This is a genomic window from Kitasatospora saccharophila, from assembly GCF_039529925.1.
GTDB lineage: Bacteria > Actinomycetota > Actinomycetes > Streptomycetales > Streptomycetaceae > Kitasatospora > Kitasatospora saccharophila.
This window is the reverse complement of sequence record NZ_BAAANS010000014.1, coordinates 55606-78856: the sequence shown is the minus strand read 5'-3', so window position 1 is coordinate 78856 and position 23251 is coordinate 55606. Positions and strand designations below refer to the sequence as shown.

Below are 23251 nucleotides of genomic sequence, written 5' to 3'. Positions count from 1 at the left end.
GGGCGGAGGCGATCGGGCCGCTTATGCGCTTAAGCGGAGCGGTGCGCGAAAGGCCCGGACCGACTTCCGGGAAAGTAAGAGGCTCCGCATGATCAGGTCAACAGTCGGGGCGGGCCCCGGCGCCCCACCGGCGCTTCTGGGCTTAAGCAGTTAAGTAAGTTTCACGCTTTTCCGACCCCGACATTGGCGCGGTCGTCGGCCGGCCCTACCCTGGGCCGTCATGGCCTTCCTCTCCATGGACTTGCCCGAGCTGCACAAGCACCGGCCCGAGCGCACCGAACCCGCCGACTTCGCCGCCTTCTGGGCGGACACCCTGGCCGCCGCCAGGGCCTTCCCCGCCCGCCTCGACACCGCGCCGGTCGAGACCGGCCTCACCACCCTCACCGTCGAGGACGTCACCTTCCCCGGCTACGACGGACAGCCGATCAAGGGCTGGCTGGTCCGGCCGCGCGGCGCCGAGGGACCGCTGCCCGCGGTCGTCGAGTACATCGGGTACGGCGGCGGCCGGGCCCTGCCCCACGACCACCTGCGGTGGGCCAGCGCGGGCTACGCCCACCTGGTCATGGACACCCGCGGACAGGGCGGCACCTGGTCCACCGGCGACACCCCCGACGACGGGCCCGGCGCGGGCCCGGCCCACCCCGGGTCGATGACCCGCGGCGTCCTCGACCCGGCCGCGTACTACTACCGCCGGCTCTACACCGACGCGGTGCGGGCCGTCGACGCCGTGCGCACCCACCCCGGCGTCGACCCGGAGAGGGTCCTGGTGGCGGGCGGCAGCCAGGGCGGCGGCCTGGCGCTGGCGGTCGCGGGCCTGGTGCCCGACCTGGCCGGGGTGGTCGCGGACGTCCCGTTCCTGCAGCACATCCGCCGCGCCACCGAGATCACCGACGCCTTCCCCTACAAGGAGGTCGCCGACTTCTGCAAGGTCCACCGCGACAAGGTGGAGACCGTCTTCGCCACCCTCGCCTACTTCGACGGCCTCCACTTCGCGGCCCGCGCCACCGCCCCGGCGCTGTACTCGGTCGCACTGATGGACGAGGTCTGCCCGCCCGAGACCGTCTTCGCCTCCTACCACCACTACCGCGGCCCGAAGGAGATCAGCGTCTATCCCTACAACGGGCACGAGGGCGGCGGCAGCCACCACGTTCCGGTGGCGCTCGCCTTCGCGGCGTCCGTGCTCGGAGGCGCTGAGCGCTGAGCGCTTCCGAGCGCTGAGTGCTGAGTGCCGGAGGCGGCCGGGGCGGACGGCGGGCGGGCCGTCCGCCCCGCTCCGCCGCCGGCCGGGGGCGCCGTCAGGCGGGGGCGGCGGTGGTCGTGCCCAGCAGGAAGGCGGTGAGGACGCGGTGCAGGCGGGGTTCGACCTCGACGACGGCGTGGGCCAGGCGGGGGTCGGAGGTGTAGAGCTCGCGCAGGCGGGGGCCGGGGCTGGCGATCTGCCACAGGGCGCCGGCCATGCCGGTGGCGGTGGCCAGGGTGTCGAGCACCTGGGCCTCGTCCAGGCCGAGCAGGCGGGTCAACTCCCGGCCGATCTGCGTGACTTCGTGCCGGGTGAGGAGTTTGAAGGCGCGCACCGCCTCCAGTGAGACGTTCCGTTCCAGGTTGAGCGGGGCCTGGGCGAGCAGGTCGCAGAACGCCGGGCGGGCGGACAGGGTCGCGGCGAAGGCCCCGGCGACCTCGGCGGGGGTGGCGGAGCTCCGGGCCGTCAGGTCGGCGCGCAGGGCCGCGGACCACTCCCGCCAGCCCTCGGCGGTGAGTTCGAGGAAGATCTGCTCCCTGGTCTCGAAGTAGCGCAGCAGCGCGGACTTGTGCATGCCGACCTCGGCGGCGATGTCGGTCAGGGAGACGTCGCGGATGCCGCGGTCCCGGCCGAGGGCCCGGGCCGCGTCCAGGATCGCGGTCTCGCGGGCCTGCTTGGCCTCGGTGCTGCGGGCCCGTCGGAAGGCTGGCTGGCTCATGACCCCCATCATAGGAAGAGGTAACGGAACGGCGTTGCGTTATTAAGAGAACGGTGTTGTACTAAGTGCATGAGCGAAGACGCACGCAACACCCAGCAGGTCTGGTTCGTCACCGGTTCGTCCCGCGGCATCGGCCGCGCCCTGGTCACCGCCGCCCTCGACGCGGGCGACCTGGTGGTCGCCACCGCCCGCCGCCCCGAAGCCCTCCGCGCCGAACTCGCGCCGCACGGCGACCGGGTGCTCGTCCTGCCCCTGGACGTCACCAGCCCCGACCAGGCGCGCACGGCCGTCGACGCCGCGCTCGCCCGCTTCGGGCGCATCGACGTGCTGGTGAACAACGCCGGGTACGCCAACGTGGCGCCGGTGGAGAGCGCCGACGACCAGGATTTCCGCGCCCAGTTCGAGACCAACTTCTGGGGCGTGTACCACGTCACCAAGGCCGCGCTGCCCGCGCTGCGCCGCCAGGGGGCGGGCACCGTCGTCCAGTTCTCCTCGATCGGCGGCCGGGTCGGCGGCTCGCCGGGCATCGCCTCCTACCAGGCGGCCAAGTTCGCCGTCGACGGCTTCACCCGGTCGCTGGCGGCGGAGACCGCGCCGTTCGGCATCCGGTTCACGGTCGTCGAGCCGAGCGGCTTCGCCACCGACTGGGCGGGCGACTCGATGACCGTCCACCCCGTGCCCGAGGCGTACGAGCAGACCGTCGGCGCGATGAACCGCCGGGTCCGCCAAGGGGTTTCCGGCGCGGCCGGGGACCCGGCGCGGGCCGCGGAGATCATCGTGCGCGCCGTGCGCCGCGGCGACGCGCCGGGGCACCTGCTGCTCGGGGCCGACGCGGTGGGGATGGCGCTCGACTACTCCCGCCGGCAGTTGGAGGAGGCCGGGGCCTGGGAGCGGGTGAGCCGCTCGGCCGACTTCGCCGAGCCCTACCCCGTCGAGCTGCCGGCCCGGGCGTCCTGAGGGGCGGGCCGGGGCGGGGAGGGGCCGGTCGGGGAGGGGTGGGGTGCGGGGTGAAGCGGGAGGTAAGGGCAAATATAGGGTTCGGGGAATGAAAAGGGTGAAACGGGGACCGCGGTTCTATCTGACGCTGGGTGCGGCGGTGCTGGCGGTCGCGGGGCTGGTCACGGTGCTGGTCGTGCGGAGCTTCGCGATGGTGACGGTCGGGCCGGCGGAGGCGCGGAAGCGGGCGGCGGCGGACGCGGCGCCGGGGCGGGTGGACTGCGCGCGGGTGAAGTGCATCGCGTTGACCTTCGACGGCGTCCCGGGCGAGCGGACGGGGGCGGTGATGGACCTGCTGGCGCAGTACCGGGCGGTGGGGACGTTCTTCCTGGAGGGGCGGGACGTGGCGGCGAACGCCGAGGTGGTGCGGCGGATCACGCGGGAGGGGCACGAGATCGGCGACCACACCTGGAACCACCCCCGGCTGACCGAGATCGGGGACGACCGGGTGCGGGAGGAGCTCGACCGGACGGCGGACGCGATCGAGGAGGTCACCGGGCGGCGGCCCACCCTGATGCGGCCGCCGGAGGGGCGGACCGACGACCGGGTGTCGCGGATCTCGCGCGAGCTCGGCATGGCCCAGGTGCTGTGGACGGTGACCGCGAAGGACTACGCGACCGACGACAGCGGGCTGATCGCGAAGCGGGTCCTGGAGGGGGCCGCGCGGGACGGGATCGTCCTGCTGCACCCGCTGCACGCGGGCACGGTGCCCGCCCTGCCCGCCGTCCTGGAGTCGCTGGCCGGACAGGGCTACACCTTCGTCACGGTGGGGGAGTTGCTCGCCCCCGGGACCGCGGAGCCCGGCGTCATCTACAAGTGAGCGGAAATCGGCGCCGGGGGTGACCGGGTTCTTGACCGGACCTTTGACAGGAACCCCCGGCGCTGACATGCTGTCCGGCGGATTGGTGTGGGAGCGCTCCCACTCGATCTTCCGAAACGGACGGCCGCGGGAGGGAAACGGCGTGTCGGCGCCAGGAACCGGACCCGTTCCGCGGATTTCCGGGGTGCCGCGCCCGGCTCGGGCCGGAGCGGCGGGATAGCGCGAACTCCCTTGCGGGCGTGGCGGGATCGCGCCCGGAGCACCTCGGGAGTGCCTCGGGAGCACCGTACCGGGGGCACCCGGGCATTGTCGGGCGAAAGGCGGGCGGTACGGACGCCCGGGTTTTTCGTGCCGGAATCGCGGGTCGATTCGTGCGGACCGATTCGTGCGGGCCGATTCGCGCGGTCGATTGGCGCGGCCGGGTTCGTTCGGGCGGGTTCGTGCGGGCGGACGGGAAAAGCCCCGGGCCGCACTCCGGTCCCGGTGGAATGCGCGGACGAATTGCACCGTGCGCGGTGCACGGTGAACGACGAAAGGTGCTGACCGGGATGACTCCCGACCGCGGCCGCTCGTGCGGCCACTCCCACCTGCCGGTGGGCCTCCAGTACGGCGACGGGGACGAGGCCGAGACCGTCGGCCGGCTCGCCCCCGGGCGCGACCGCACCGCCGGGTCCGCCCGCCCCGGCGCCCTCCCGGCCGCCCGGCAGGCCGGCGCATGAGCCCCCGCCCGCCCGGCGGCGGCCCGGCGGACGCCGGGACGGCGCGGTCCGGGAAGGCGGCGCGGTGAGCGGCGCGGTGGGCGGGCGCCGGGAAGGCGGTGCGCCGGGCGGGCCCGCCACGGTGGTCGGCGGCGGCGTCAGCGGGCTCACCACCGCCCTGGAACTCCAGGAGCGCGGCCGCCCGGTCACCCTGGTCACCCCCGAACCGCCGCACCACACCACCTCGGTGCTGGCCGCCGCGATCTGGCACCCGCTGCTCCGCCGCCCCGACCCGGTCTACCTGCGGCGCGCCACCACCGCCCTGCACCGGCTCACCGCCCTGTCCCGGCGGCCCGCGGAGAGCGGCGTACGGATCCGCACGCTCACCGAGTTCTCCGCGACCTCCAGCGAAGTACCGTGGTGGGTCAGGGAAATGAGCGGGGACAACCTCGCCCGCCCGGCCCCCTGCCCGCCCGGGTACGCCGCCGCCTGGACGCTCCCCGTCCCGGCCGTCGACGCCGACCGCTACCTCGCCCACCTGGCCGAGCGCTTCGCCGCCCGCGGCGGCCGGACCGAGCACCGGCTGGTCACCGACCTGGCCGCGGAGGCCGGCCGCACCGGCGCGGTGGTCAACTGCACCGGCTACGGCAGCGCCGCGCTGGCCGGTGACCGCAGCCTGTCGCTGGTCCGCGGGGTACTGCTGCGCTGCGCCAAACCCGAAGGACTGCAAGGCTGTTGGATCGACGGCAGCGACCCCAGGCGCCCCACGTACGTGATCGAGCGCGAGCACGACGCGGTGCTCGGCGGCACCGCCGACCCCGGCCTGGTGGCCACCACCGTCCCCGAGGAGACGGTCGCCGACGTGCTGGAGCGCTGCGCCCGGCTGGTGCCCGCCGCCGCGGGCGCCCGGGTGCTGGAAGTCCGGGTGGGTTTCCGGCCCACCCGGGGCACGGTCCGGGTCGAACGGGACCCGTACATTCCCGGCCTGGTCCACAACTACGGGCACGGCGCCGCCGGTTACACCCTCTCCTGGGGGTGCGCCGCCGACGCGGCCGACCTCCTCGACAAGCCCCACTAGCGGAAGCGAGGCGACAGCGCCCGTGGCCCCACCACTCCTGACCGCCGCCCGCCCGGCGGCCACCGCCCCGCCGCGGCAGCCGGAGGTCCGCTCCCACCCGCACCACGCCTTCCGGTGCGAACTGCTGCGCACCCACCCCGCCTTCGAGGACTGGCTGGCCGGCGGCTTCCTCTGCCTGTACGCGCACGAGGACCCCGCCCTCCCGTTCGGCTTCGACCTCGACTTCGACACCGGCGATGGCCGGGGCACCGGACCGCTGGACCTGGAGGAGCACCCGCGGGAGGCCGTCGCCACCCTGCCCCGGGCGGCCGCCCTCCTGGCCGGGGCCGCCGGCGCGGGCCACGCGGTGCTGGTGCACGCCGAGAAGTCCCACGTGCCCGGCACCGACGAGTACGGCCGGGCCCGCGCGGTCGGGCAGGTGATGTACGTCCGCGGGCCCGCCCCCGGCACGCTGCGGGCGCACAGCACGGACGCCGCGGGCCACTACGCGCGCGCCGAGACCACGCCCGCCGAGGCCGCGCTCGCCTGCGTCGAGGCCGGCGAGGGCGGTGAGGGGACCGGGCGGCCGCGCCCCGTCCTGCTGCTGCGCGCCCGGCCGGACGACGGCGCGCACCGCTTCACCCCGGCCGCCCTGCACCTCGCGCTCACCCGCGCGCTCGACGGCCGACTCGTGGGCCGGGTCGGCGAGTTCGGTGGACCCCGGGAAGGAAGGGCCTCCCGGATCACCGTCGGACCGGCCGCCTCGCGCACCCTGTACGCGCGGGCCGTCCGGATGCTGCGCGGTGAACTGCCGCTCGACGCACGGCCGTTCCGGGTCCTGCTGGAACACCGGCGGCGCCTGGCCGCCGCCCTGGAACTGCTGGCCGCCCGGGCCGCCACCGGCACCGGGCGGGCCGCCGCCTTCGCGCCCTCGGCCGCCGCGCTCCGGCGCGCCGTCGAACTGCGGGACCGGACGGCGGAGTTGAGCTCCTGGACGACCGGGGAAGGAGCGGCGCGGCCGGACGCCGACAGCTGGCTGGAGCGGGCCCGGGCGGTGCTCGAACGCGAACGCCTGCTGCACCACCTGCTGTGCCGGGAGACCGCACCCAACCGCCGGGTCACCGTCCCCGTCACCGCGCCGGCCTCCGTCACCGCCCCGGCCCCCGTCACCGGGCCCGACGCGGGGCCGAGCCCGGCCCGGGAGCCGGACCCGTCCACCGCCGGACCGGGAGGAGCTGGCGATGGCGACCACTGACAGCGGCAGCGACCCCGGCACCGTCCTCCCGGCCGCCGACGCCACCACCACCACCGCCGATGCCGCCGTCGGCCCGGTGGTCTCCCGTCGGCGGGCGGTCGCCGCGCTGCTCGCGCTCTCCTTCGCGGCCTTCTGCTTCGTCACCACCGAGGTGCTGCCGACCGGCCTGCTCACCATCATCTCCGCCGACCTGGGCCGCTCCCGGTCCCAGGTCGGCCTGCTGGTCACCGGCTACGCGCTGGTCGTCCTGCTGGCCTCGCTGCCGCTGGCCCGCGCCACCCGCGAGGTCCCGCGCCGGTTGCTGCTCAGCGGGACGCTCGGGCTGCTGGCGCTGGCCACCCTGGTCACCGCGCTCGCCCAGGACTTCTGGGTCCTGCTGGCGTCCCGGCTGCTGACCGGCCTCACCCAGGCGATGTTCTGGGCGGTGGTGGCCTCCACCGCGACCGGCCTGTTCCCGCCCGAGGTGCGCGGCCGGATGGTGGCCCGGCTGTCCATCGGCAACGGCCTCGCCCCCGTGCTCGGCGTGCCGGTCGGCACCTGGCTGGCCCAGCAGACCCACTGGCGGGTCGCCTTCGCCGTGATGAGCGGCCTGAGCGTCGCCACCTGCGCCGCCGTCGCCCTGCTGTTGCCCGGCACCGCCCCCGGGGAGGGCGCGGCCGCCCGCGGCACCGCGCCCGACCGCCGCCGGATGACCGTCCTGCTGGTCACCACCGGCCTGGCCGTCACCGGTGCGATGGGCACCTTCACCTACCTCACCTCGCTGCTGCTGGACTTCAGCGGCTTCGGCAACGGCTCGCTCGGCCCGCTGCTGTCGGTCTCCGGCGTCTTCGGCGTGCTCGGCACCCTGCTGCTCGGCCGCTACCTGGACCGCTACCCCCGGCCGGCCCTGATCGCGCCGCTGGGCCTGCTCACGGCCGCCATGCTGGGCCTGTTCGCGCTCGGCGGCACCCGGCCGGCGGCGCTGGGGATGCTCGCGCTGCTCGGCCTGTCCTTCAACGCGCTCGCCGCCGCCATCCAGCACCGGGCCCTGCAGGTGGCGCCCGGCAGCACCGACATGGCCTCGGCCGCGATGAGCGCGGTGTTCAACCTCGGCATCGCCGCCGGGTCGCTGCTGGGCGCGGGCCTGGTGGCCACCGCCGGCGTCCGGGCGGTGCCGCTGGTCGGCAGCCTGCTCGCCGCCGCCGCGCTGCTGGTGATGCTCACCCAGGGGTGAGCCGGCGGTCTCCCCGGCCTCCCGGGAGGCCGGGGAGACCGTGGGTCACAGGTTCACCGCTCGGCCGCCGAGGGTGACGGCCAGGTGCCCGTCGGCGGCGAAGGACCAGGCCAGGGCGCCGCTGTAGGGGGCGCAGCGGGAGCCGTTGGTGCCGGTCCAGAACTGGTTGGTGGAGTCGGCGTCGCCGATGGTCTTGTCGTTGGAGCCGCTGACCGCGAACCGGCAGGAGGTGTTGGTGCGGAACACCGAACTACCGCCGTCCCAGGAGTAGTTGCGTTCGGCGTTGTCGATGCTCAGGTTGCCGGTGACGGCCATCGCGCCCGGGTTGCTGTTCCAGGTGAAGCCGTGGTGGCCGTTGCGGTAGGCGATGCTGCGGCGGACGGTGTGGTTGACCGCGATGTCGTCGCCGCCGAGCTTGTAGCCGTTGCGGTCGCCGTTGGCGTTGACGGTGCCGTTGGAGAGCGTCCCGTTGCCGTAGGAGAGCGAGTCCTCGACGGTGACGGGGCCGATCGGGCCGGTGTCGGTCTTGGTGTAGAGGTCCCAGCCGTCGTCGATGTTGTTGTGCGAGACGGCGTAGCGGAAGACGTTGCCGGGGCCGACGGTGAGCTTGGCGGCGAAGCCGTCCGCGTCCTCGCCGTCGGAGTCGGCGTTGTCGTGCGACTCGGCGCTGAGGACCAGGTTGTCCGAGGGCCACTGGGCGGCGGGGGTGCTGGAGGAGATCCGGCCGAGCTGCAGGCCGGAGTCGCGGTTGTACCGGGTGACGGTCCGTTCGACGACGTTGTGGCTGCCGCCGACGTAGATGCCGTTGTCGCCGGCGCGCTGCACGGTGAGCCCGTACACGTGCCAGTAGTCGGCGTTGAGGACCAGTCCGCGGTTGGCCGGGTCCTCGGTCATCGCGGAGAAGTCCAGCACCGGGGTCTCGCCCGGGTAGGCGGACAGCGTGGTGCGGGCGGCGGCGGTGCCGTTGCTGCCCGCCGGGACGGTGACGGTCTTGCCGTACGCGTAGGTGCCGCCGCGCAGGTAGATGGTGCCGCCGGGGGTGATCCGGGCGATCGCGGAGGTGAGCGTGGTGGGGGCGGACTGGGTGCCCGCGGCGCCGTCGGTGCCGTTCGGGGCGACGTAGAGGGCGTTCGCGGTGGGCGGGGGCGTGCTGCTGGTGGAGGTGGTGACCTCGGCGTCCAGGTAGTCCAGGTTGGGCAGCCCGGCGGCGGTGGTGGGGGTGAGCCGGATCGTGTTGCTGCCCGAACGGACGGGCACGGTCACGGACTTGGTGGTCCAGCCGGTCCAGCTGCCGGTGCCCTCGAAGGAGAGCGTGCCGCTGCCGGTGCCGTTGACGGCCAGGTCGGCGGGCCGGGCGGTGGTGGTGCCGTTGGCGAACCGGAACGCCAGCGTCGCGGTGCCCGCGGCGGTGGCGTTCACCGTGAACTGGGCGTACGCGCCGGTGGCGTTGGTGCCGTTGCAGAAGCCGGAGCCGGAGAAGCCGGTCCAGTCGGAGTCGATGGTGCCGGTGCAGACCGCGGGGGAGGACTCGGCCTCGTACCGGGTGGCCGCGGCGCTGGCCGGGCCGGTGGACAGCACGGCCACGGTGCCGGCCAGCAGGGCCGCGGACGCGAGGGCTGCTCTCTTGCGCATGCGTTCGTCTCCAGGGGTGGGTCACGGATGTGAACGTGGAGCGGGTGCGGCGCCGCTCCACGGACAGTAGGAGCCCGTCCTGGACGCGTCAATGGACTTGTACGTGACCGTAGTTCAAGGATGTGAACAGCAGGGTTTCCGGCAGGTGGGGGCCCGGGCGGGCCCGAAAACTTTCCGGCGCCCGGCCGCGGAACTTTCACGGACGGGCGCCGGGCGCGAGCAGCCCCCGGGCGGTGAGCAGCGGGAGCAGCCCCTCACTCACCCGGTACGCCTCCTCCAGGTGCGGGACCCCGGACAGCACGAACTCCTCGACGCCCAGCCGGTGGTACTCCTCGATCCGGTCGGCGACCTCGGCGTGGCTGCCCACCAGCGCGGTGCCCGCGCCCCCGCGCACCAGGCCGAACCCGGCCCACAGGTTCGGGTACACCTCCAGCCGGTCCACCGCCCCGCCGTGCAGCTCCCGCATCCGCCGCTGGCCCTCCGACTCGCTCCCGGCCAGGGCGAGTTGGGTCGCCCGGATCCGCTCCGGGTCCATCCCGGCCAGCAGCCGGTCGGCCTCCGCCCACGCCTCGGCGGCGGTGTCCCGGCTGATGGTGTGCAGCCGGACGCCGAACCGCGGCCGGCGCCCGTGCGCGGCGGCCAGCGCCCGGATCCGCTCCACCTTCGCCGCCACCTGCGCGGGCGGCTCCCCCCAGGTCAGGTACACGTCCGCGTGCCGGGCGGCGACCTGCTCCGCCGCCGCCGACGAACCGCCGAAGTACACCTCCGGCACCGGGTCGGGCCGCCGGGTCAACTCCGCGCCCGCCACCCGCAGGTGCGCGCCCTCGTGGTCGACCCGCTCGCCCCGCCACAGCCGCCCGGTCACCGACAGGAACTCGTCGGCCCGGGCGTACCGGCCGTCCTTGTCCAGGAAGTCCCCGTACGCCCGCTGCTCCCGGGACTCGCCGCCGGTCACCACGTTCAGCGCCAGCCGGCCGCCGGACAGGTTCTGGAAGGTCGTCGCCATCTGGGCCGCCAGCGTCGGCGAGAGCAGGCCCGGCCGGAACGCCACCAGGAAGCGCAGCCGCTCGGTCAGCCCGGCCAGCATCGCCGTGGTCAGCCAGGCGTCCTCGCACCACGGGCCGGTCGGCGTCAACACCCCGGCGAAACCCAGCTGTTCGGCCGCCCGGGCGATCTGCCCCAGGTAGCCGAGGGACGGCGGCCGGTCGCCGCCGGACACCCCCGGCGCGGAACCGTGGCCCCCGCCGACCACCTCGCGGCTGTCCCCGGTGGTCGGCAGGAACCAGTGCACGGTCAGCGCCACGGGCCCTCCCCGGCGCCCGGCGCGAACCCGCCGAAGGCGCCGTCGTGGTGCACCAGCGGCTCCCCGCCCGGCACCTGGGCCGCCAGCACCTCACCCACCACCAGCAGGTGGTCGCCCACCGGGTGCAGCCCCACCCGACGGGCCGTCAACCGGGCCGCGACGCCCGCCAGCAGCGGCGTCCCGTGCGGGCCCTCCTGCCACTCCACGCCGGCGAACCGGTCCGTGCCGCTCCGGGCGAACGCCCTTGCCAGCGGCTCCTGTTCGCGGCGCAGCAGGTGCACGGTGAACGCCTCCGCCGCGCGCACCGCCGGGGCCGTCGACGCCCCCGAGGCCAGGTAGAACGAGACCAGCGCGGGCTCCAGGCTCACCGAGGTGAACGAGGTCGCGGTGAACCCGGCCGGTCCCGGCACGGTGATCACCACCACCCCGGAGGCGTGCCGGCGCAGGGTGCTGCGCAGCAGTTCGGCGGGCAGTGCGGTGGGCGCTTCGGCGGGCGTAGCGGTGAGCGGGGCCGTGGTGGGCGGGCGTTCGTCGAGCGTGGTCATCGGGACGGTCCTTTCCAGGAGCGGGAGGGGCGCACCGGCCCGGGGGAGTGGGCGGGCCGGTGCGGTACGGTGCGGTGCTGTGTGGTGTGGTGTGGTGTGGTGCGGTGTGGTGTGGTGCGGTGTGGTTACGCGTGGGTGTCGAGCGGGACGAGCAGCGGCGGCGGGAGGGCCGGCAGCCCGTCCAGGCCGGAGCGCAGCCGCTCCAGCCAGAGCACGGTGCGGGCCGCGACGCTGCGGTGCACGGCGTCGTTGAACACGTCGTGGCGCCCGTCGGCCACCGCGACCGCCTCGACCGACGGCAGCCGCCCGGCCAGCTCCCGCAGCGCCCCGACCGGCGCGACCTCGTCGGCCAGGCCGTGGAACGCCAGCACCGGCACCGCCGGACGGGCCGCGGCCGCCGCCCCGGCCAGGGCGGCGGGCACCGGCTCGAACAGCGCGCCGGGCCGGAACCCGGGATCGTCCGCCAGCAGCCCCCGGTGGACCGGGCAGGCCGTCCGCGCGGACAGCTCGTCCGCCGTCCGGACCGGCCCGCCGTCGCCCGGCAGCCCGGCCAGCAGCAGTCCGTCCGGGCGGACCTCGGCGGCGAGCGCCAGCGCCAGCAGCGCGCCCTGGTCGGAACCCGCCAGCACCACCGGCCCGCCGTCCCCCTGCTCGGCCCGGGCCCGGGCGAACAGGACGACGGGGCCGGGGCCGGGGCCGGGGGCGGAGGCGGAGGCGGGGGCGTGGAGCGGGTCGGGGAACGGAACGGCCCGCGCCGGGACGAGCAGGCGGTAGCCGTCGGACGCCAGCCGGCGGCCGAACCTGGCGTACACGCCCGGGTGTTCGCCCCGGCCGGGCAGCAGCACCACGGTGCCCCGGACGGCCGTGCCGGGGGCGGGCTCCCAGCGGCCGTCCGGTGCTGATGCCGGTGCCGGTGCCGTGGCCGGGTCGGTTTCGGGGGCGGCGGCGAGCACGGGCGCGGTCACCGGGCGCCCGCGGTGGCCGGGGCGGCAGTGGTGGCGGCGGTGGCGGCGGCCGCGTCGCGGCGGGCGACCTCCTGGCGGACCAGCGGCAGCAGTTCGCGGCCGTAGTCCAGGGCGTCGTCCAGCGGGTCGTAGCCGCGGATCAGCAGCGTGGTCGCGCCGATGTCCACGTAGTCGAGCAGGGCCTGCGCCACCGTCTCGGGGGAGCCCACCAGGGCGGTGGAGTTGCCGCCGGCGCCGGTGGCCTTCGCGGTGGCCGTCCACAGCGCCCGGTCGTGCCGGTCGCCCTTCGCTGCGGCGGCCAGCAGCCGCTGCGAGCCGACGTTCTCCGGCGCCGGGCCGGCGCCGGACAGCTGCGTCCCCCGGCGCCAGCCGAGCGTGCTGCCGCGCTGCTCGATGGTGCCCAGGATGCCCCGGGCTCGCTCCCACGCCTCCTCGTCGGTGCGGCCCAGGATCGGCCGGAACGAGACGCTGATGCCCGGCAGGTCGGTGCGCCCGGCGGCCTGGGCGGCGGCCCGGACCCGGGCGATCTGCTCGGCGGTCTCGGCCAGCGGCTCGCCCCACAGCGCGAAGGTGTCGGCGTGCTTGCCGCCGACCCGGTAGGCGGCCTCGGAGGAGCCGCCGAAGTACAGCGGGATCCGCGGCTGCTGCACCGGCCGGACGTCCGAGCGGAAGTCGGCCAGCCGGTAGTACGGGCCCTCGTGGTCGAACGGGGCGTCCTCCGTCCAGGCCCGCTTCACCACCGTCAGGTAGTCGTCGGTGCGGGCGTAGCGCTCGTCCTTGGTCAGGTAGTCGCCGTCGCGGCGCTGCTCGGCGTCGTGGCCGCCGGTGATGACGTGCACCGCGACCCGGCCGCCGGAGAACTGGTCGAGGGTGGCGAAGGTGCGGGCCGCGACGGTCGGGGCGAGGAAGCCGGGGCGGTGCGCGACCAGCAGGCCCAGGCGCTCGGTGTGCGCGGCGGCGAACGCCGCGACCTGGTTCGGGTCCGGGCTGCCCGAGGACTGGGCGATCAGGATCCGGTCGAAACCGGCCTCCTCGTGGGCCTGGGCGAACCGGCGGGTGTAGTCGACGTCGACCACCGGGCCGGTGGCGGAACGGGTCTCGGAGACGTCGTGGGTGGAGATCATGCCGACGAACTCGACGGGCACGGCGGTGGTCCTTTCGGGAGGTGGAACGGGAAGGGTCAGAGCGGGCGGACGCGGGCGAGCGCGGCGCGTCCGGCGGTGAGCAGGACCGAGTCGTCCTGCGGGGTGTGCACCCGGGCGCACAGCACGTCGCGCAGGTGGCGCTCCAGCGGGTGGCGGCGGGTCAGGCCGTGGTTGCCGACCAGGGCCACCGCCCGCTGCACGGCGTCGATCGCGGCCCGGGTGCCGAGCACCTTCGCGCCGCCCGCCTGCTCGGCGGCGCCCGGTTCGCCCGCGTCCACGGCCGCCGCGAGGGCGTCGACCAGCCGGTCCGCCCCGGCCAGCGCGGTCTCGATCTCGCCGACGGCGGCCTGGAAGCGGGGCAGCGAGGCGAGCGGGGCGCCGAGCGCGCTGGGGGTGCGCTCGTGCAGGAAGCCGAGCAGCCAGTCCCGGGCGGCGCCCGCGACGCCCAGGTAGAGGGCGGTCAGGCCGAGGCTGTTCCAGGCGCCGCCGACCGGGTCGCGTCCGCCGTCGCCGCCGCTGCCGTGGCGGGTGAACAGTGCGACCCGGTCGGCGGGCACCGGGACGGCGTCGAGGCGGACGTCGTCGCTGCGCGAGGCGCGCAGGCCCAGGTGGTCCCAGACCGGTTCGACGGTCAGGCCCGGGCTGCCGGAGCGGACCAGGAAGGAACCGACCCGGGGCCGCTCCTCGTCGGTGGCGGCCCAGACCAGCAGCCAGTCCAGCAGGTACGCGCCGGTCGAGTAGATCTTGTGGCCGGTCAGCTCCCAGCCGTCGCCGCGGCGGCGGGCGGTGGTCGCGGGCAGGCCGCCGCGGACCGGGCTGCCGAGTTCGGGCTCCACCCGCAGCGCGTTGACCAGCACCGGGCGGCGGGCTGACTCGGCGAGCAGCTCGGCCAGCGGGCCGGCCGGCCAGTGCGGGGCGCGGGCCTCGGCGGCGTGGGTGAACAGCGTCATGGCGGTGATCAGCGCGACCGCCGGGTCGCCCGCACCGAGCGCCCGCAGGATCCGCACGGTGTCGGCCAGCCCGGCCCCCGGACCACCGTGCCGGACGGCCACCGTCGCCGTCAACAGCCCGGCACGGTGCAGGAGTTCGAAGTCGGCGAGCGGGAGTTCGGCGTCCCGGTCGTGGGTGGCGGCGCAAGCCGCCAGGGCGGCGGTCACCGCGGGCAGCCCGTCCGGAGCGGGGGCCGGAAAACCGGGCGGAGCGGTGGTGACGGTCATCGGACGGCCTCCGGAGCGGGATCGGGGCGGGAAGCGTGGGCGGAGTGGGAAGCGGGGGCGGGACGGGAAGCCGTCGGTGGGGTCAAGTCAGTTGCCGGGACGGCTGGTTGGGGCGGGACGGCGTGGGTGGCGGGCGGTGGGGGTGGGCCGGGGGCGGCGGGGGGAGGATCGGTCGGCCCGGAGCCGGGAGCGGTCGGTTGGGTCAAGTCAGTCGGCTGATCGGGGAGTTGATCGGGCTCGGGGAGCAGGGTGGGCGGGTGGTGGACGGTCACCGGGGGTGGGGGGCCGTCGGTCCAGCGCTCCAGTTGGACCAGGGCGTGTTGGCCGGTGCTGCCCTGGGAGAGCCGGGAGCTGGGGAGGTCGGCGGTCAGGGCGTTGGGGTTGCCGTGGGCGCATAGCGGGGGGTCGGTGCCGGGGACGGGGTCGAACCAGGCGCCGGTGGGCAGGCGCAGGACGCCAGGGCGCAGCCGGTCGCTGATCCGGGCCCCGGCCAGGCAGGCGCCGCGGTCGTTGAAGATCCGCACCAGGTCGCCGTCGGCGATCGAGCGTTCCGCGGCGTCCCGGGGGTGCACCTCGACGGCTTCGCGTCCGGCGACCTTGTCGGCCAGACTGGCTGCGCCGACGTCGAGTTGGCTGTGCAGTCGGGTGGCGGGCTGGTTGGCGATCAGCAGCAGCGGGTGGCGCCGGGCGGCCGGGGTGCCGGGGCGTTCGGGCGGGTCCAGCCAGGCGGGGTGGCCGGGGCAGTCGGGGAGGCCCAGCGCGGCGATCGCGGGGGAGTGCAGTTCGATCCGGCCGCTGGGGGTGGCCAGCGGGTGCCGCTCCGGATCGGCCCGGAACTCGGCGAACAGGGTGCGTTCCGCGGGCTGTTCGGGCAGCTGCCACTCGCCGTCGGCCCAGAACCGGTCGAACGGCGGCGGGTCGCCCGCGCCGTCCGCGCGCAGCTGACCGGCCCACTGCCCGTACAGGTGCTCCAGCCACTCGCGCTGGCTCCGCCCCTCGGTGAACTCCGGTGCGAATCCCAGGCGTTCGGCGAGTGCGGCGAGGATCGCGTGGTCGTCGCGGGCCTCGCCGACCGGGGCGACGGCGCGGTGCATGGCGATCAGGTGGGTGTCGCGCCGGCCGCCGCCGAAGTCCTCGCGTTCCAGCGGGGTGGTGGCGGGCAGCACGATGTCGGCGTGCCGGGCGGTGGCCGTCCAGTGCGGTTCGTGGACGACCACGGTCTCCGGGCGGGCGAAGGCGCGGCGCAGCCGGCCCAGGTCCTGGTGGTGGTGGAACGGGTTGCCGCCGGCCCAGTGCACCAGCCGGATGTCCGGGTAGCGGCGGGTGGTGCCGTCGTAGCGGTACTCCTCACCGGGGTGCAGCAGCAGGTCGGCGATCCGCGCGCAGGGTATGAACTCCTCGACCGGGTTGACCGGTTGGGGCAGGAAAGGCAGGCGCAGCGCGGGCCCGGTGTCGCCGACGTCGCCCATCGAACCGTAGCCGTGGCCGAAGCCGCCGCCGGGTAGGCCGATCTGGCCGAGCGCGCAGGCCAGCGCGAGCGCCGCCCACACCGGCTGCTCGCCGTACCGGGCGCGCTGCAGCGACCAGGTGACGGTGACCAGCGTCCGGGTGGCGGCCATCTTCCGGGCCAGCGCGCGGATCCGCTCTGCGTCCAGACCGCAGATCGGCGCGGCCCAGTCGGCGTCCTTGGGCGTGCCGTCGGCCCGGCCGTCCAGGTAGCGCTCCAGCACCGGCCAGCCGCTGGTGCAGCGGGCGAGGAAGGCCCGGTCGTGCCGGCCCTCGGCGACCAGGGTGTGGGTGAGGGCCAGCATCAGCGCGGTGTCGGTGCCCGGGACGACCGGCAGCCAGTCGGTCACCGGCCCGTCCGGCAGGTCGTCGCGCAGCGGCGAGACCAGTGCCACCTCCGTTCCGGCGGCGGCCAGTTCGGCCAGGAAGCCGGGCGTGGAGTGCCGGGTCACGCCGCCCGGCGTGACGTACACGTTCTTCGCCGGGACGCCGCCGAACGCGACCAGCAGCCGGGTGTGCCGGACGATCGTCGGCCAGGAGGACGCGGCCCGCAGCACCGCCTCGGCGTCCCCCACCACCCGGGGCAGCAGCACCAGCGAGGTGCCCAGGCTGTACGAGTTCCGGGAGGCCGTGTACCCGCCGAACAGGGCCAGGAAGCGGTGCAGTTGGCTCTGCGCGTGGTGGAACCGGCCCGCCGACGCCCAGCCGTACGAACCGCCGAACACCGCCTGCGGACCGAACTCCCGCTTCACCCGCGCCAGTTCACCCGCAACCAGGTCGAGCGCCCGCTCCCAGGACACCTCCACGAACGGCTCCCGCCCGCGCCCGGCGCCCGTCCCCGGCCCGCCCCGCAGCCACCCCTCCCGGACGGCCGGCCGCCGCACCCGGGTGCGGTGGTGCAGCGACCCGGCGACACCCGCCAGTAGCGGCGAGGGCGCCGGATCCGCCGGGTGCGGTTCGACCAGCACCCCGCCGGAGCGGCGCGGGCGGACCCGGAAGGCACCCCAGTGCGAGGTGGTGGGACGAGCGGGCATGGCGTTCGGACTCCAGGAATTGACGAGGCGTCAGGAAGCTTCGGGGGTGCGCCAGTCGGCGGCGCGGTGGCAGGCCACCTTCCGGCCCGGCAGCGGTTCGTCCTCGGCCGGACGGTCCGCGCAGCTCGCGACGGCGAACGGGCAGCGGTGCGCGAACGCGCACGCCGAGACCCCCGGCCGGTCGGGCGCCGGGGCGCGCAGCACGGCCAGCTCGGCCCGCCGGGCCGCGCCCCCGCCCGGCGCGGACGCCGCCAGCAGCGCCGTGTACGGGTGCAGCGGCCGTCCCAGCACGTCCGCCGCCGGGCCGCTCTCCACGATCCGCCCCCGGTACAGCACCGCGAGCCGGTCGGCGACCCCCGCCAGCGACTCCAGGTCGTGCGAGATCAGCACCACCGCGAGGTCCAGCTCCCGCCGCAGTCCGTCCAGCAGGCGCAGCACGTGGTTGCGGTTCGAGGCGTCCAGCGCCGAGACGGGCTCGTCGGCGAGCAGCAGGCGCGGACGGGTGACGATCGCCCGGGCCAGCGCGACGCGCTGGCGCTGGCCGCCGGAGAGCAGGGTCGGGCGGCGCCCGGCCAACGCGTGGTCCAGGCCGACCAGGTCCAGCGCCTCCAGCACCCGCCGCCTCCGCTCGCCCTCCGGGACGCCGGCCACCGCGAGGGGCTGGCCGACCAGCCGCAGCACCGTCAGGTCCGGGTCCAGCGAACGCAGCGGGTCCTGGAACATGTACTGCACCGCCCCGGCCCGCCGGGCCTCCCGCAGCGCCCGGCCGCGCAACCGGGTCCGGTCCCGGCCGTCCACCGAGATCCGCCCGGCGGTGACCGGCGCCAGCCCCACCACCGCCCGCGCCAGCGTGGTCTTCCCGGAGCCGGTCTCGCCGATCACCCCGAGGATCTCCCCGGCCCGCACCTGGAGGTCGATCCCGTCCAGCACGGGGGCGCCGCGGTCGAACTCCACCTCCAGCGAACGGACTTCGAGCAGAGCGGTCATGACAGGCACCTCCGGTGGGAGAGAACGGTGGGAAGTGAAATCAGGGGCTCGGGGAACGGCGAGTCCGTGCTGCTGCGTGTCTTGAACGGAACCGGAAGCCGATGCGCGCTCTGGCAGTGCACCGTGAGCAGACTGGGCCTCGCCGTTCCCCGAGCCCCTGAATGCGCGCTCCGCCGAGCCCCTGTACGTGCGAGCGTCCTCAACTGCCCTTGAGGCAGCGCACCTTGCGGCCGTCCGGCCCCGTGGTCAGCGGGATCGGGGCGAGGGTGCAGTCCGGGGTCGCGTAGGCGCAGCGCGGGGCGAAGCGGCAGCCGGGGGCGGGGGTGGCGGGGGCGGGGGGCCGGCCGGGGATGACGGGGAAGCGGGTGCGGGTGCCGGGGCCGAGGCCGGCGACGGCGAGCAGGGCCTCGGTGTAGGGGTGGGCGGGGGCGGCGACCACGCTCGCGGTGGGGCCGTCCTCGACGACCTCGCCCGCGTAGAGGACCAGCAGCCGGTCGGTGGCGTCGGCGACCACCGCGAGGTCGTGGCTGACCAGCAGCAGGCCGAGGCCGCGCTCCTCGCGCAGCCGGGCCAGCAGGTCGAGGACCTCGGCCTGGACGACGGTGTCCAGTGCGGTGGTGGCCTCGTCGGCGACCAGCAGGGCGGGATCGCCGCTGACCGCGATCGCGATCAGGACGCGCTGCAGCATGCCGCCGGACAGCTCGTGCGGGTAGCGGTCGTGCACGGTCTCCGGGTCGCGCAGCCCGACCGAGTCGAGGAGTTCGACGGCGCGCCGGCGGGCGTCCGGCCGGGACAGGCCGCCGTGCACCCGCAGCGGTTCGGCGAGTTGGCGGCCGACGGTGAGCGAGGGGTTGAGGAAGGAGCCGGGGTCCTGGAAGACCGCGCCGAGCCGGGTGCCGCGCAGCCGCTGCCAGCCGCGTCCGTCGAGGCCGAGCAGGTCGGTGCCGGCGAGGGCGAGGGTGTCGGCGGCGGCCTCGACGCCGGGGGCGGGCAGGCCGAGGACGGCCCGGCAGGTCAGCGTCTTGCCGCTGCCGGACTCGCCGACCAGGCCGACGGACTGCCCGGCGAGGACGGTGAAGGACACCTCCCGCACCGCCTCGGCGGCGCCCCGGCCGACGCTCACCCGCAGGTTCTCCACCTCCAGCACCGGGCTCCCGGGCGCGGGGCGGTCGGACAGCGGGCGGTCAGACACGGACGCGGTGGTCATCGCGGGCCTCCTCCGGTTCGCGCAGCGGGTCCGGGGCGGCGGCGGCCGGTCCGGGGTCGGGGGCGGGCGCCGCCGGTTCGGCGTCCCGCAGGGCGTCGGCCAGCAGGTTGAGCGCGCCGACGGTCAGCATGATCAGGGCGGTGGGCACGGCCGGGGCCCACGGCTGCTGGGCGAGGAAGCCCAGGTCGCTGGCGAGCATCCCGCCCCAGGTCGGGGCCGGCGGCTGGACGCCGATGCCGAGGAAGGTCAGCGAGGCGACCGTGAGCAGCGCGGTGGCCAGCGCGTGCGCGGTGGTGACCGCGACCGTCGGCAGCACCTTGCGCCACACGTGGGTGCGCAGCACGGTGAACCGCCCGGCGCCCATCAGTTCGGCGGCCTCCACGTACTGGGCCCGGTCCAGGCCGAGCGCCGCGGCCCGGGTGACCCGGAAGAACAGCGGGGCGAGCAGCACGCCGAGGGCCAGCATCGCCTGGTGCAGCCCGTTGCCGAGGACGCCGACCGCGGCGATCGCGAACAGCGTGAACGGCAGCGTCATCAGGGCGTCCACGGCGCGCAGCGCGACCCAGGACAGCGGGGCCGAGAACCGCACCGAGGCCAGGCCCGGCAGCACGCCGAGCAGCAGGGCGGTGCCGACCGCCTCGGCGGCCGCGGCCACCGACGGGCCGGTGCCCGCGAGCAGCCGGCTGAGCACGTCCCGGCCCAGGTAGTCGGTGCCCAGCGGGTGCCCGGCGCCGGGCCCCCGGAGCAGGTGCGCGGTGTCCTGGGCGAGCGGGTCGAGCGGGGCGAGCCGGCCGCCGAGCACGGCGAGCAGCAGCACCGCGGCCAGCACCGCCAGCGCGACCCGCGCCACCGGGCGGCGCAGCGCCGCGCTCACCGCGCACCCGCCGGGGCACTGCGGCGGGCGCCGCGGCGGGCGGCCGGGTTGAGCGCCAGCAGCCCGGCGTCCACCGCCAGGTTGGCGACCAGCACCACGGCGACGGTCACCAGCAGGGTGCCCTGGATCACCGGGACGTCGTGCTGCTCGGCGGCGCGCAGCGAGAGCTGGGCGATCCCCGGCAGGTTGAAGATCCGTTCGGTCACGACGGCGCCGCCGATCAGCATCGGCACGCTCATCCCGAGCACCGTCACGGCGGGCCCGGCCGCGTTGCGCAGCACGTGCCCGAACAGCACCCGGCGGCGGGACAGGCCGCGCATCGTCGCGCCGGTCGCCCAGTTCTCGCGCAGCGCGCCGACCAGCGACGTGCGCAGCTGCCGGGCGATGCCCGCCGCCGCGTCCAGGCTCAGCGCCAGGGCGGGCAGCAGCGCGAACCGCAGCCACTGGACCGGGTCCTGACCGAGCGGCACGTAGCCGCCCGAGGGCAGCAGTTGCAGCTGCACGGAGACCAGGGTGATCAGGCCGATCGCCACCACGAACGCGGGCAGCGTGCCCAGCAGGGTGCACAGCGCGGTGACCGCCCGGTCCAGCCGGCTGCCGGGGCGCAGCGCGGCCGCGATGCCCGCGGCCGAGCCGAGCAGCACGGCCAGCAGCAGCGCCAGCCCGGCGATCGACAGGTCCACCGGCAGGGCGGCCGCGATCGAGTCGCCCACCGGCAGGGTGGTGAACCAGGAGCGGCCCAGGTCGCCCTGCACGGCGTGCCCCAGCCAGCTGCCGAACTGCGCCCACAGCGGCCGGTCGAGGCCGAACTCGTGGTTCAGCCGGACGATGTCGGCGGGCGTCGCGGTCTCGCCGAGCACCGCCGCCGCCGGGTTGGCGTCGGAGACCGCGCCGAGCCCGAAGGTCAGCACCGAGGAGAGCAGGAACACCGTCACGGCGGAGGCCAGCACCCGGCCCAGCGAGCGGGGCGCCCGGGCGGCCCGGCGCAGCAGCCACCCGGCGGTGCGCCCGGCCGGGACGGGCAGCGCCGCGCTCACGCGACCTTCACCCCCTCGAAGCGCTGCACCACGGTGAACGCCGGGATCGGCGAGACCGACTTCCGCCGGGCCAGCAGCCGCGGCACGCTGTACAGGAACACGTTCGGCATGGTCCGCACCGCCAGCGCGGTCGCCGCCTGCAGCGCCTTCGGGTAGTCCGGCGAGTCCAGCGGGGTGCGCGAGACCTGCTGGACGGCCGCCCGCAGCTCGGGCGGGGTGCTGCGGCCCGGGTTCATCAGCCCCTGCTCGCCGAACAGCACCTGGAACGCCTGGGCGGCCGAGTCGCGGCCGGCGAACTGGTCGGTGAACAGCGCCTTGGAGTGCTGCACGTAGACGATCTGGGTGGCCTGCGCCGCCGGGATCACCTCGATGGTGGCCCGGATGCCCACCTCCTTCAGCTGCGCCTGCAGCTGCTCGGGCAGGCCCTGCGCGGCGCTGGTGGTCAGCGTCAGGTCGACGCCGTCCGGGTGCCCGGCCTTCGCCAGCAGTGCCCGCGCCTTGTCCGGGTCGTAGCGGAACAGGTCGGCCGAGCCCGGGTCGTAGCCGACGTAACCCTTCGGGAACGGCTGGTAGTTGACCTCGCCGTGGCCGAACAGCTGGGTCTTCACCAGGGCCTCGCGGTCGATCGCGTACTTCAGCGCCTCCACCACGTCCGGGTTGTCGAACGGCGCCTTGGTGGTGTTGACGTCCAGCACCGCGACCACCAGCGACGGGATCTCCTGCACCTCCAGCCCGGCGGCCTTCGCCGCCTCGACCTGGCTGCCGGGGATCTGCGCCACGTCGAACTGCCCGGACTGCAGGCCGCCGACCACGGTGGCGGCGTCCGGCAGCGGGTAGACCTCGAAGTTCTCCAGGCCGATCGACCCGGCGTCCCAGTACTGCGGGTTGCGGCGCAGCACAGCCTTGCTGTTCTGCACGTACGACACCAGGCTGAACGGGCCCGCGCCGGCCGGCTTCGAGGCCAGCGCGGCGGCGTCCGACTCGAACGCCTTCGGGTTCACCACCAGGCCGGTCTTGCCCGCCAGCAGGTTGGGCAACTGGTAGTCGGGGGAGGCGAGTTCGAGCACCACGGTGGTGGCGTCCGGAGCCAGCACCTGCTTGACCTGGGTCAGCTGCGGGGCGACCAGCGACTTGGGCTCGGTGCGGCCGCGGTCCAGGCTCTTCTGCACGGCGGCGGCGTCCAGCGGCGTGCCGTCCGCGAAGACCAGCCCGGGGCGCAGGGTGAAGGTCAGCTTCGTGCCGTCGGCGCTGTACTCCCAGCCGGTGGCCAGCGCGGGGACGGCCTTGCCGCTCTCGTCGAGCTTGGTCAGGCCGGCGTACACCAGGGACAGCACGTGCACGTCCCAGCCGGCCGAGGAGAACACCGGGTCCCACGAAGTGGGCAGCGCCCAGCCCCACTTGAGGGTGCCGGCGGTGCCGGACCCGCCGGTCTGGGCGACGGTGGCGCCGCCGCACGCGGTGAGGGCGAGCGCGGCGCCCGCCCCCAGGCCGAGGCCGAGGAAGGAGCGTCTGGCGAGGGTGGCGGAGGACGGGGCGGAACTGGTCATGGGCGTGCGTCACCTTTCACGGCACGGCGGGCACCCGGACGCACGCGTCGACGCGGCGGAGCGCGGACGGCGGGGAACGGGCGTGACGGCGCGGCGGGGCACCGGCGGGGGAAGGGGGCGGCAGCCGTCGCCGCCCGGTCACGGGCGGGGCGGTGCCTGGGGGAGGAGGCCCGGGGACGGCGGCCGGAGCCTGCCGTGCGGCGCGGGGCGGCCGCGTTCCGGGAGCCGCGGGCGGTCGTGCCGCCGGCGGAGGAG

The 23251-nt window shown here is 75.9% G+C and carries 20 protein-coding genes; 7 read left to right on the top strand and 13 right to left on the bottom strand.

The features are described from left to right. The first annotated feature begins 220 nt into the window (after nt 1–220). The gene (locus tag ABD345_RS12860) at nt 221–1201 is read left to right on the top strand and encodes an acetylxylan esterase (protein ID WP_344552123.1); all 981 of its coding nucleotides are present in this window, start codon (nt 221–223) and stop codon (nt 1199–1201) included. Between the two features lie 94 nt (nt 1202–1295). Here the strand turns inward: ABD345_RS12860 and ABD345_RS12855 are convergent, their stop codons facing one another. Continuing rightward, nucleotides 1296–1958 (bottom strand): TetR/AcrR family transcriptional regulator, encoded by a 663-nt coding sequence (locus ABD345_RS12855; protein ID WP_344552122.1) that lies wholly within the window; start codon nt 1956–1958, stop codon nt 1296–1298. Nucleotides 1959–2027: 69 nt separating this feature from the next. Here ABD345_RS12855 and ABD345_RS12850 point away from each other — a divergent pair, with 69 nt between their 5' ends. The 6 genes from ABD345_RS12850 (at nt 2028) to ABD345_RS12825 (ending at nt 7997) form a co-directional block, all read left to right on the top strand. Further along, nucleotides 2028–2915, top strand: a complete 888-nt coding sequence (locus tag ABD345_RS12850; RefSeq protein ID WP_344552121.1) for an SDR family NAD(P)-dependent oxidoreductase — start codon at nt 2028–2030, stop codon at nt 2913–2915. An 88-nt stretch (nt 2916–3003) separates the two neighbouring features. Beyond that, on the top strand, nt 3004–3774 hold the full coding sequence (locus ABD345_RS12845; protein WP_344552120.1) for a polysaccharide deacetylase family protein: 771 nt from the start codon (nt 3004–3006) through the stop codon (nt 3772–3774). Nucleotides 3775–4322: 548 nt separating this feature from the next. Next, nucleotides 4323–4493 carry a hypothetical protein gene (locus ABD345_RS12840; RefSeq protein WP_344552119.1) on the top strand — a complete coding sequence of 57 codons (171 nt, stop codon included), beginning with the start codon at nt 4323–4325 and terminating at the stop codon, nt 4491–4493. 64 nt (nt 4494–4557) lie between these two features. Beyond that, on the top strand, nt 4558–5550 hold the full coding sequence (locus tag ABD345_RS12835) for an FAD-dependent oxidoreductase (RefSeq protein ID WP_344552118.1): 993 nt from the start codon (nt 4558–4560) through the stop codon (nt 5548–5550). A gap of 22 nt (nt 5551–5572) precedes the next feature. Then, nucleotides 5573–6784, top strand: a complete 1212-nt coding sequence (locus tag ABD345_RS12830; protein ID WP_344552117.1) for a hypothetical protein — start codon at nt 5573–5575, stop codon at nt 6782–6784. Next, nucleotides 6771–7997: an MFS transporter gene (locus ABD345_RS12825; RefSeq protein WP_344552116.1), complete on the top strand. Its 1227-nt coding sequence runs from the start codon at nt 6771–6773 to the stop codon at nt 7995–7997. Before ABD345_RS12830 ends, ABD345_RS12825 begins: the two co-directional genes overlap by 14 nt. A 45-nt stretch (nt 7998–8042) precedes the next feature. Here ABD345_RS12825 and ABD345_RS12820 read toward each other — a convergent pair whose 3' ends face one another. The 12 genes from ABD345_RS12820 to ABD345_RS12765 all read right to left on the bottom strand — a co-directional run bounded on the left by ABD345_RS12820 (nt 8043) and on the right by ABD345_RS12765 (nt 22996). Then, nucleotides 8043–9629 carry a carbohydrate-binding protein gene (locus tag ABD345_RS12820; protein WP_344552115.1) on the bottom strand — a complete coding sequence of 529 codons (1587 nt, stop codon included), beginning with the start codon at nt 9627–9629 and terminating at the stop codon, nt 8043–8045. Between the two features lie 196 nt (nt 9630–9825). Beyond that, the gene (locus ABD345_RS12815; protein WP_344552114.1) at nt 9826–10932 is read right to left on the bottom strand and encodes an LLM class flavin-dependent oxidoreductase; all 1107 of its coding nucleotides are present in this window, start codon (nt 10930–10932) and stop codon (nt 9826–9828) included. Next, nucleotides 10923–11477, bottom strand: a complete 555-nt coding sequence (locus ABD345_RS12810) for a flavin reductase family protein (protein ID WP_344552113.1) — start codon at nt 11475–11477, stop codon at nt 10923–10925. The genes ABD345_RS12815 and ABD345_RS12810 overlap by 10 nt, the downstream gene beginning before the upstream one ends. Before the next feature lie 125 nt (nt 11478–11602). Continuing rightward, nucleotides 11603–12442 (bottom strand): alpha/beta hydrolase, encoded by an 840-nt coding sequence (locus ABD345_RS12805; protein ID WP_344552112.1) that lies wholly within the window; start codon nt 12440–12442, stop codon nt 11603–11605. After that, nucleotides 12439–13587 (bottom strand): LLM class flavin-dependent oxidoreductase, encoded by a 1149-nt coding sequence (locus ABD345_RS12800; protein WP_344552111.1) that lies wholly within the window; start codon nt 13585–13587, stop codon nt 12439–12441. Before ABD345_RS12800 ends, ABD345_RS12805 begins: the two co-directional genes overlap by 4 nt. A gap of 35 nt (nt 13588–13622) precedes the next feature. Beyond that, on the bottom strand, nt 13623–14804 hold the full coding sequence (locus ABD345_RS12795; protein ID WP_344552110.1) for an acyl-CoA dehydrogenase family protein: 1182 nt from the start codon (nt 14802–14804) through the stop codon (nt 13623–13625). Next, nucleotides 14801–17344, bottom strand: coding sequence for a molybdopterin-dependent oxidoreductase (locus tag ABD345_RS12790; protein WP_344552109.1), 2544 nt, complete (start codon nt 17342–17344; stop codon nt 14801–14803). The genes ABD345_RS12795 and ABD345_RS12790 overlap by 4 nt, the downstream gene beginning before the upstream one ends. A gap of 30 nt (nt 17345–17374) precedes the next feature. Further along, nucleotides 17375–18331 (bottom strand): ABC transporter ATP-binding protein, encoded by a 957-nt coding sequence (locus ABD345_RS12785; RefSeq protein WP_344552108.1) that lies wholly within the window; start codon nt 18329–18331, stop codon nt 17375–17377. Nucleotides 18332–18530: 199 nt separating this feature from the next. Then, nucleotides 18531–19538, bottom strand: a complete 1008-nt coding sequence (locus ABD345_RS12780; protein ID WP_344552107.1) for an ABC transporter ATP-binding protein — start codon at nt 19536–19538, stop codon at nt 18531–18533. Then, entirely contained in the window at nt 19516–20412 is an 897-nt protein-coding gene (locus tag ABD345_RS12775) for an ABC transporter permease (protein ID WP_344552106.1), read from the bottom strand. Before ABD345_RS12775 ends, ABD345_RS12780 begins: the two co-directional genes overlap by 23 nt. Beyond that, a complete protein-coding gene (locus ABD345_RS12770) occupies nt 20409–21449 on the bottom strand; it encodes an ABC transporter permease (protein WP_344552105.1) in 1041 nt (346 codons plus the stop codon). The genes ABD345_RS12775 and ABD345_RS12770 overlap by 4 nt, the downstream gene beginning before the upstream one ends. Next, a complete protein-coding gene (locus ABD345_RS12765; RefSeq protein ID WP_344552104.1) occupies nt 21446–22996 on the bottom strand; it encodes an ABC transporter substrate-binding protein in 1551 nt (516 codons plus the stop codon). The genes ABD345_RS12770 and ABD345_RS12765 overlap by 4 nt, the downstream gene beginning before the upstream one ends. Between the last annotated feature and the right edge of the window lie 255 nt (nt 22997–23251).

Excerpts from the sequence above, each read along its gene's own strand:
- ABD345_RS12795 (WP_344552110.1), bottom strand. The coding sequence starts at position 14,804 with ATGACCGTCACCACCGCTCCGCCCGGTTTTCCGGCCCCCGCTCCGGAC.
- ABD345_RS12855 (WP_344552122.1), bottom strand. The coding sequence starts at position 1,958 with ATGAGCCAGCCAGCCTTCCGACGGGCCCGCAGCACCGAGGCCAAGCAG.
- ABD345_RS12845 (WP_344552120.1), top strand. The coding sequence starts at position 3,004 with ATGAAAAGGGTGAAACGGGGACCGCGGTTCTATCTGACGCTGGGTGCG.
- ABD345_RS12790 (WP_344552109.1), bottom strand. The coding sequence starts at position 17,344 with ATGCCCGCTCGTCCCACCACCTCGCACTGGGGTGCCTTCCGGGTCCGC.
- ABD345_RS12785 (WP_344552108.1), bottom strand. The coding sequence starts at position 18,331 with ATGACCGCTCTGCTCGAAGTCCGTTCGCTGGAGGTGGAGTTCGACCGC.
- ABD345_RS12825 (WP_344552116.1), top strand. The coding sequence starts at position 6,771 with ATGGCGACCACTGACAGCGGCAGCGACCCCGGCACCGTCCTCCCGGCC.
- ABD345_RS12850 (WP_344552121.1), top strand. The coding sequence starts at position 2,028 with ATGAGCGAAGACGCACGCAACACCCAGCAGGTCTGGTTCGTCACCGGT.
- ABD345_RS12810 (WP_344552113.1), bottom strand. The coding sequence starts at position 11,477 with ATGACCACGCTCGACGAACGCCCGCCCACCACGGCCCCGCTCACCGCT.
- ABD345_RS12860 (WP_344552123.1), top strand. The coding sequence starts at position 221 with ATGGCCTTCCTCTCCATGGACTTGCCCGAGCTGCACAAGCACCGGCCC.
- ABD345_RS12820 (WP_344552115.1), bottom strand. The coding sequence starts at position 9,629 with ATGCGCAAGAGAGCAGCCCTCGCGTCCGCGGCCCTGCTGGCCGGCACC.
- ABD345_RS12780 (WP_344552107.1), bottom strand. The coding sequence starts at position 19,538 with ATGACCACCGCGTCCGTGTCTGACCGCCCGCTGTCCGACCGCCCCGCG.
- ABD345_RS12840 (WP_344552119.1), top strand. The coding sequence starts at position 4,323 with ATGACTCCCGACCGCGGCCGCTCGTGCGGCCACTCCCACCTGCCGGTG.
- ABD345_RS12765 (WP_344552104.1), bottom strand. The coding sequence starts at position 22,996 with ATGACCAGTTCCGCCCCGTCCTCCGCCACCCTCGCCAGACGCTCCTTC.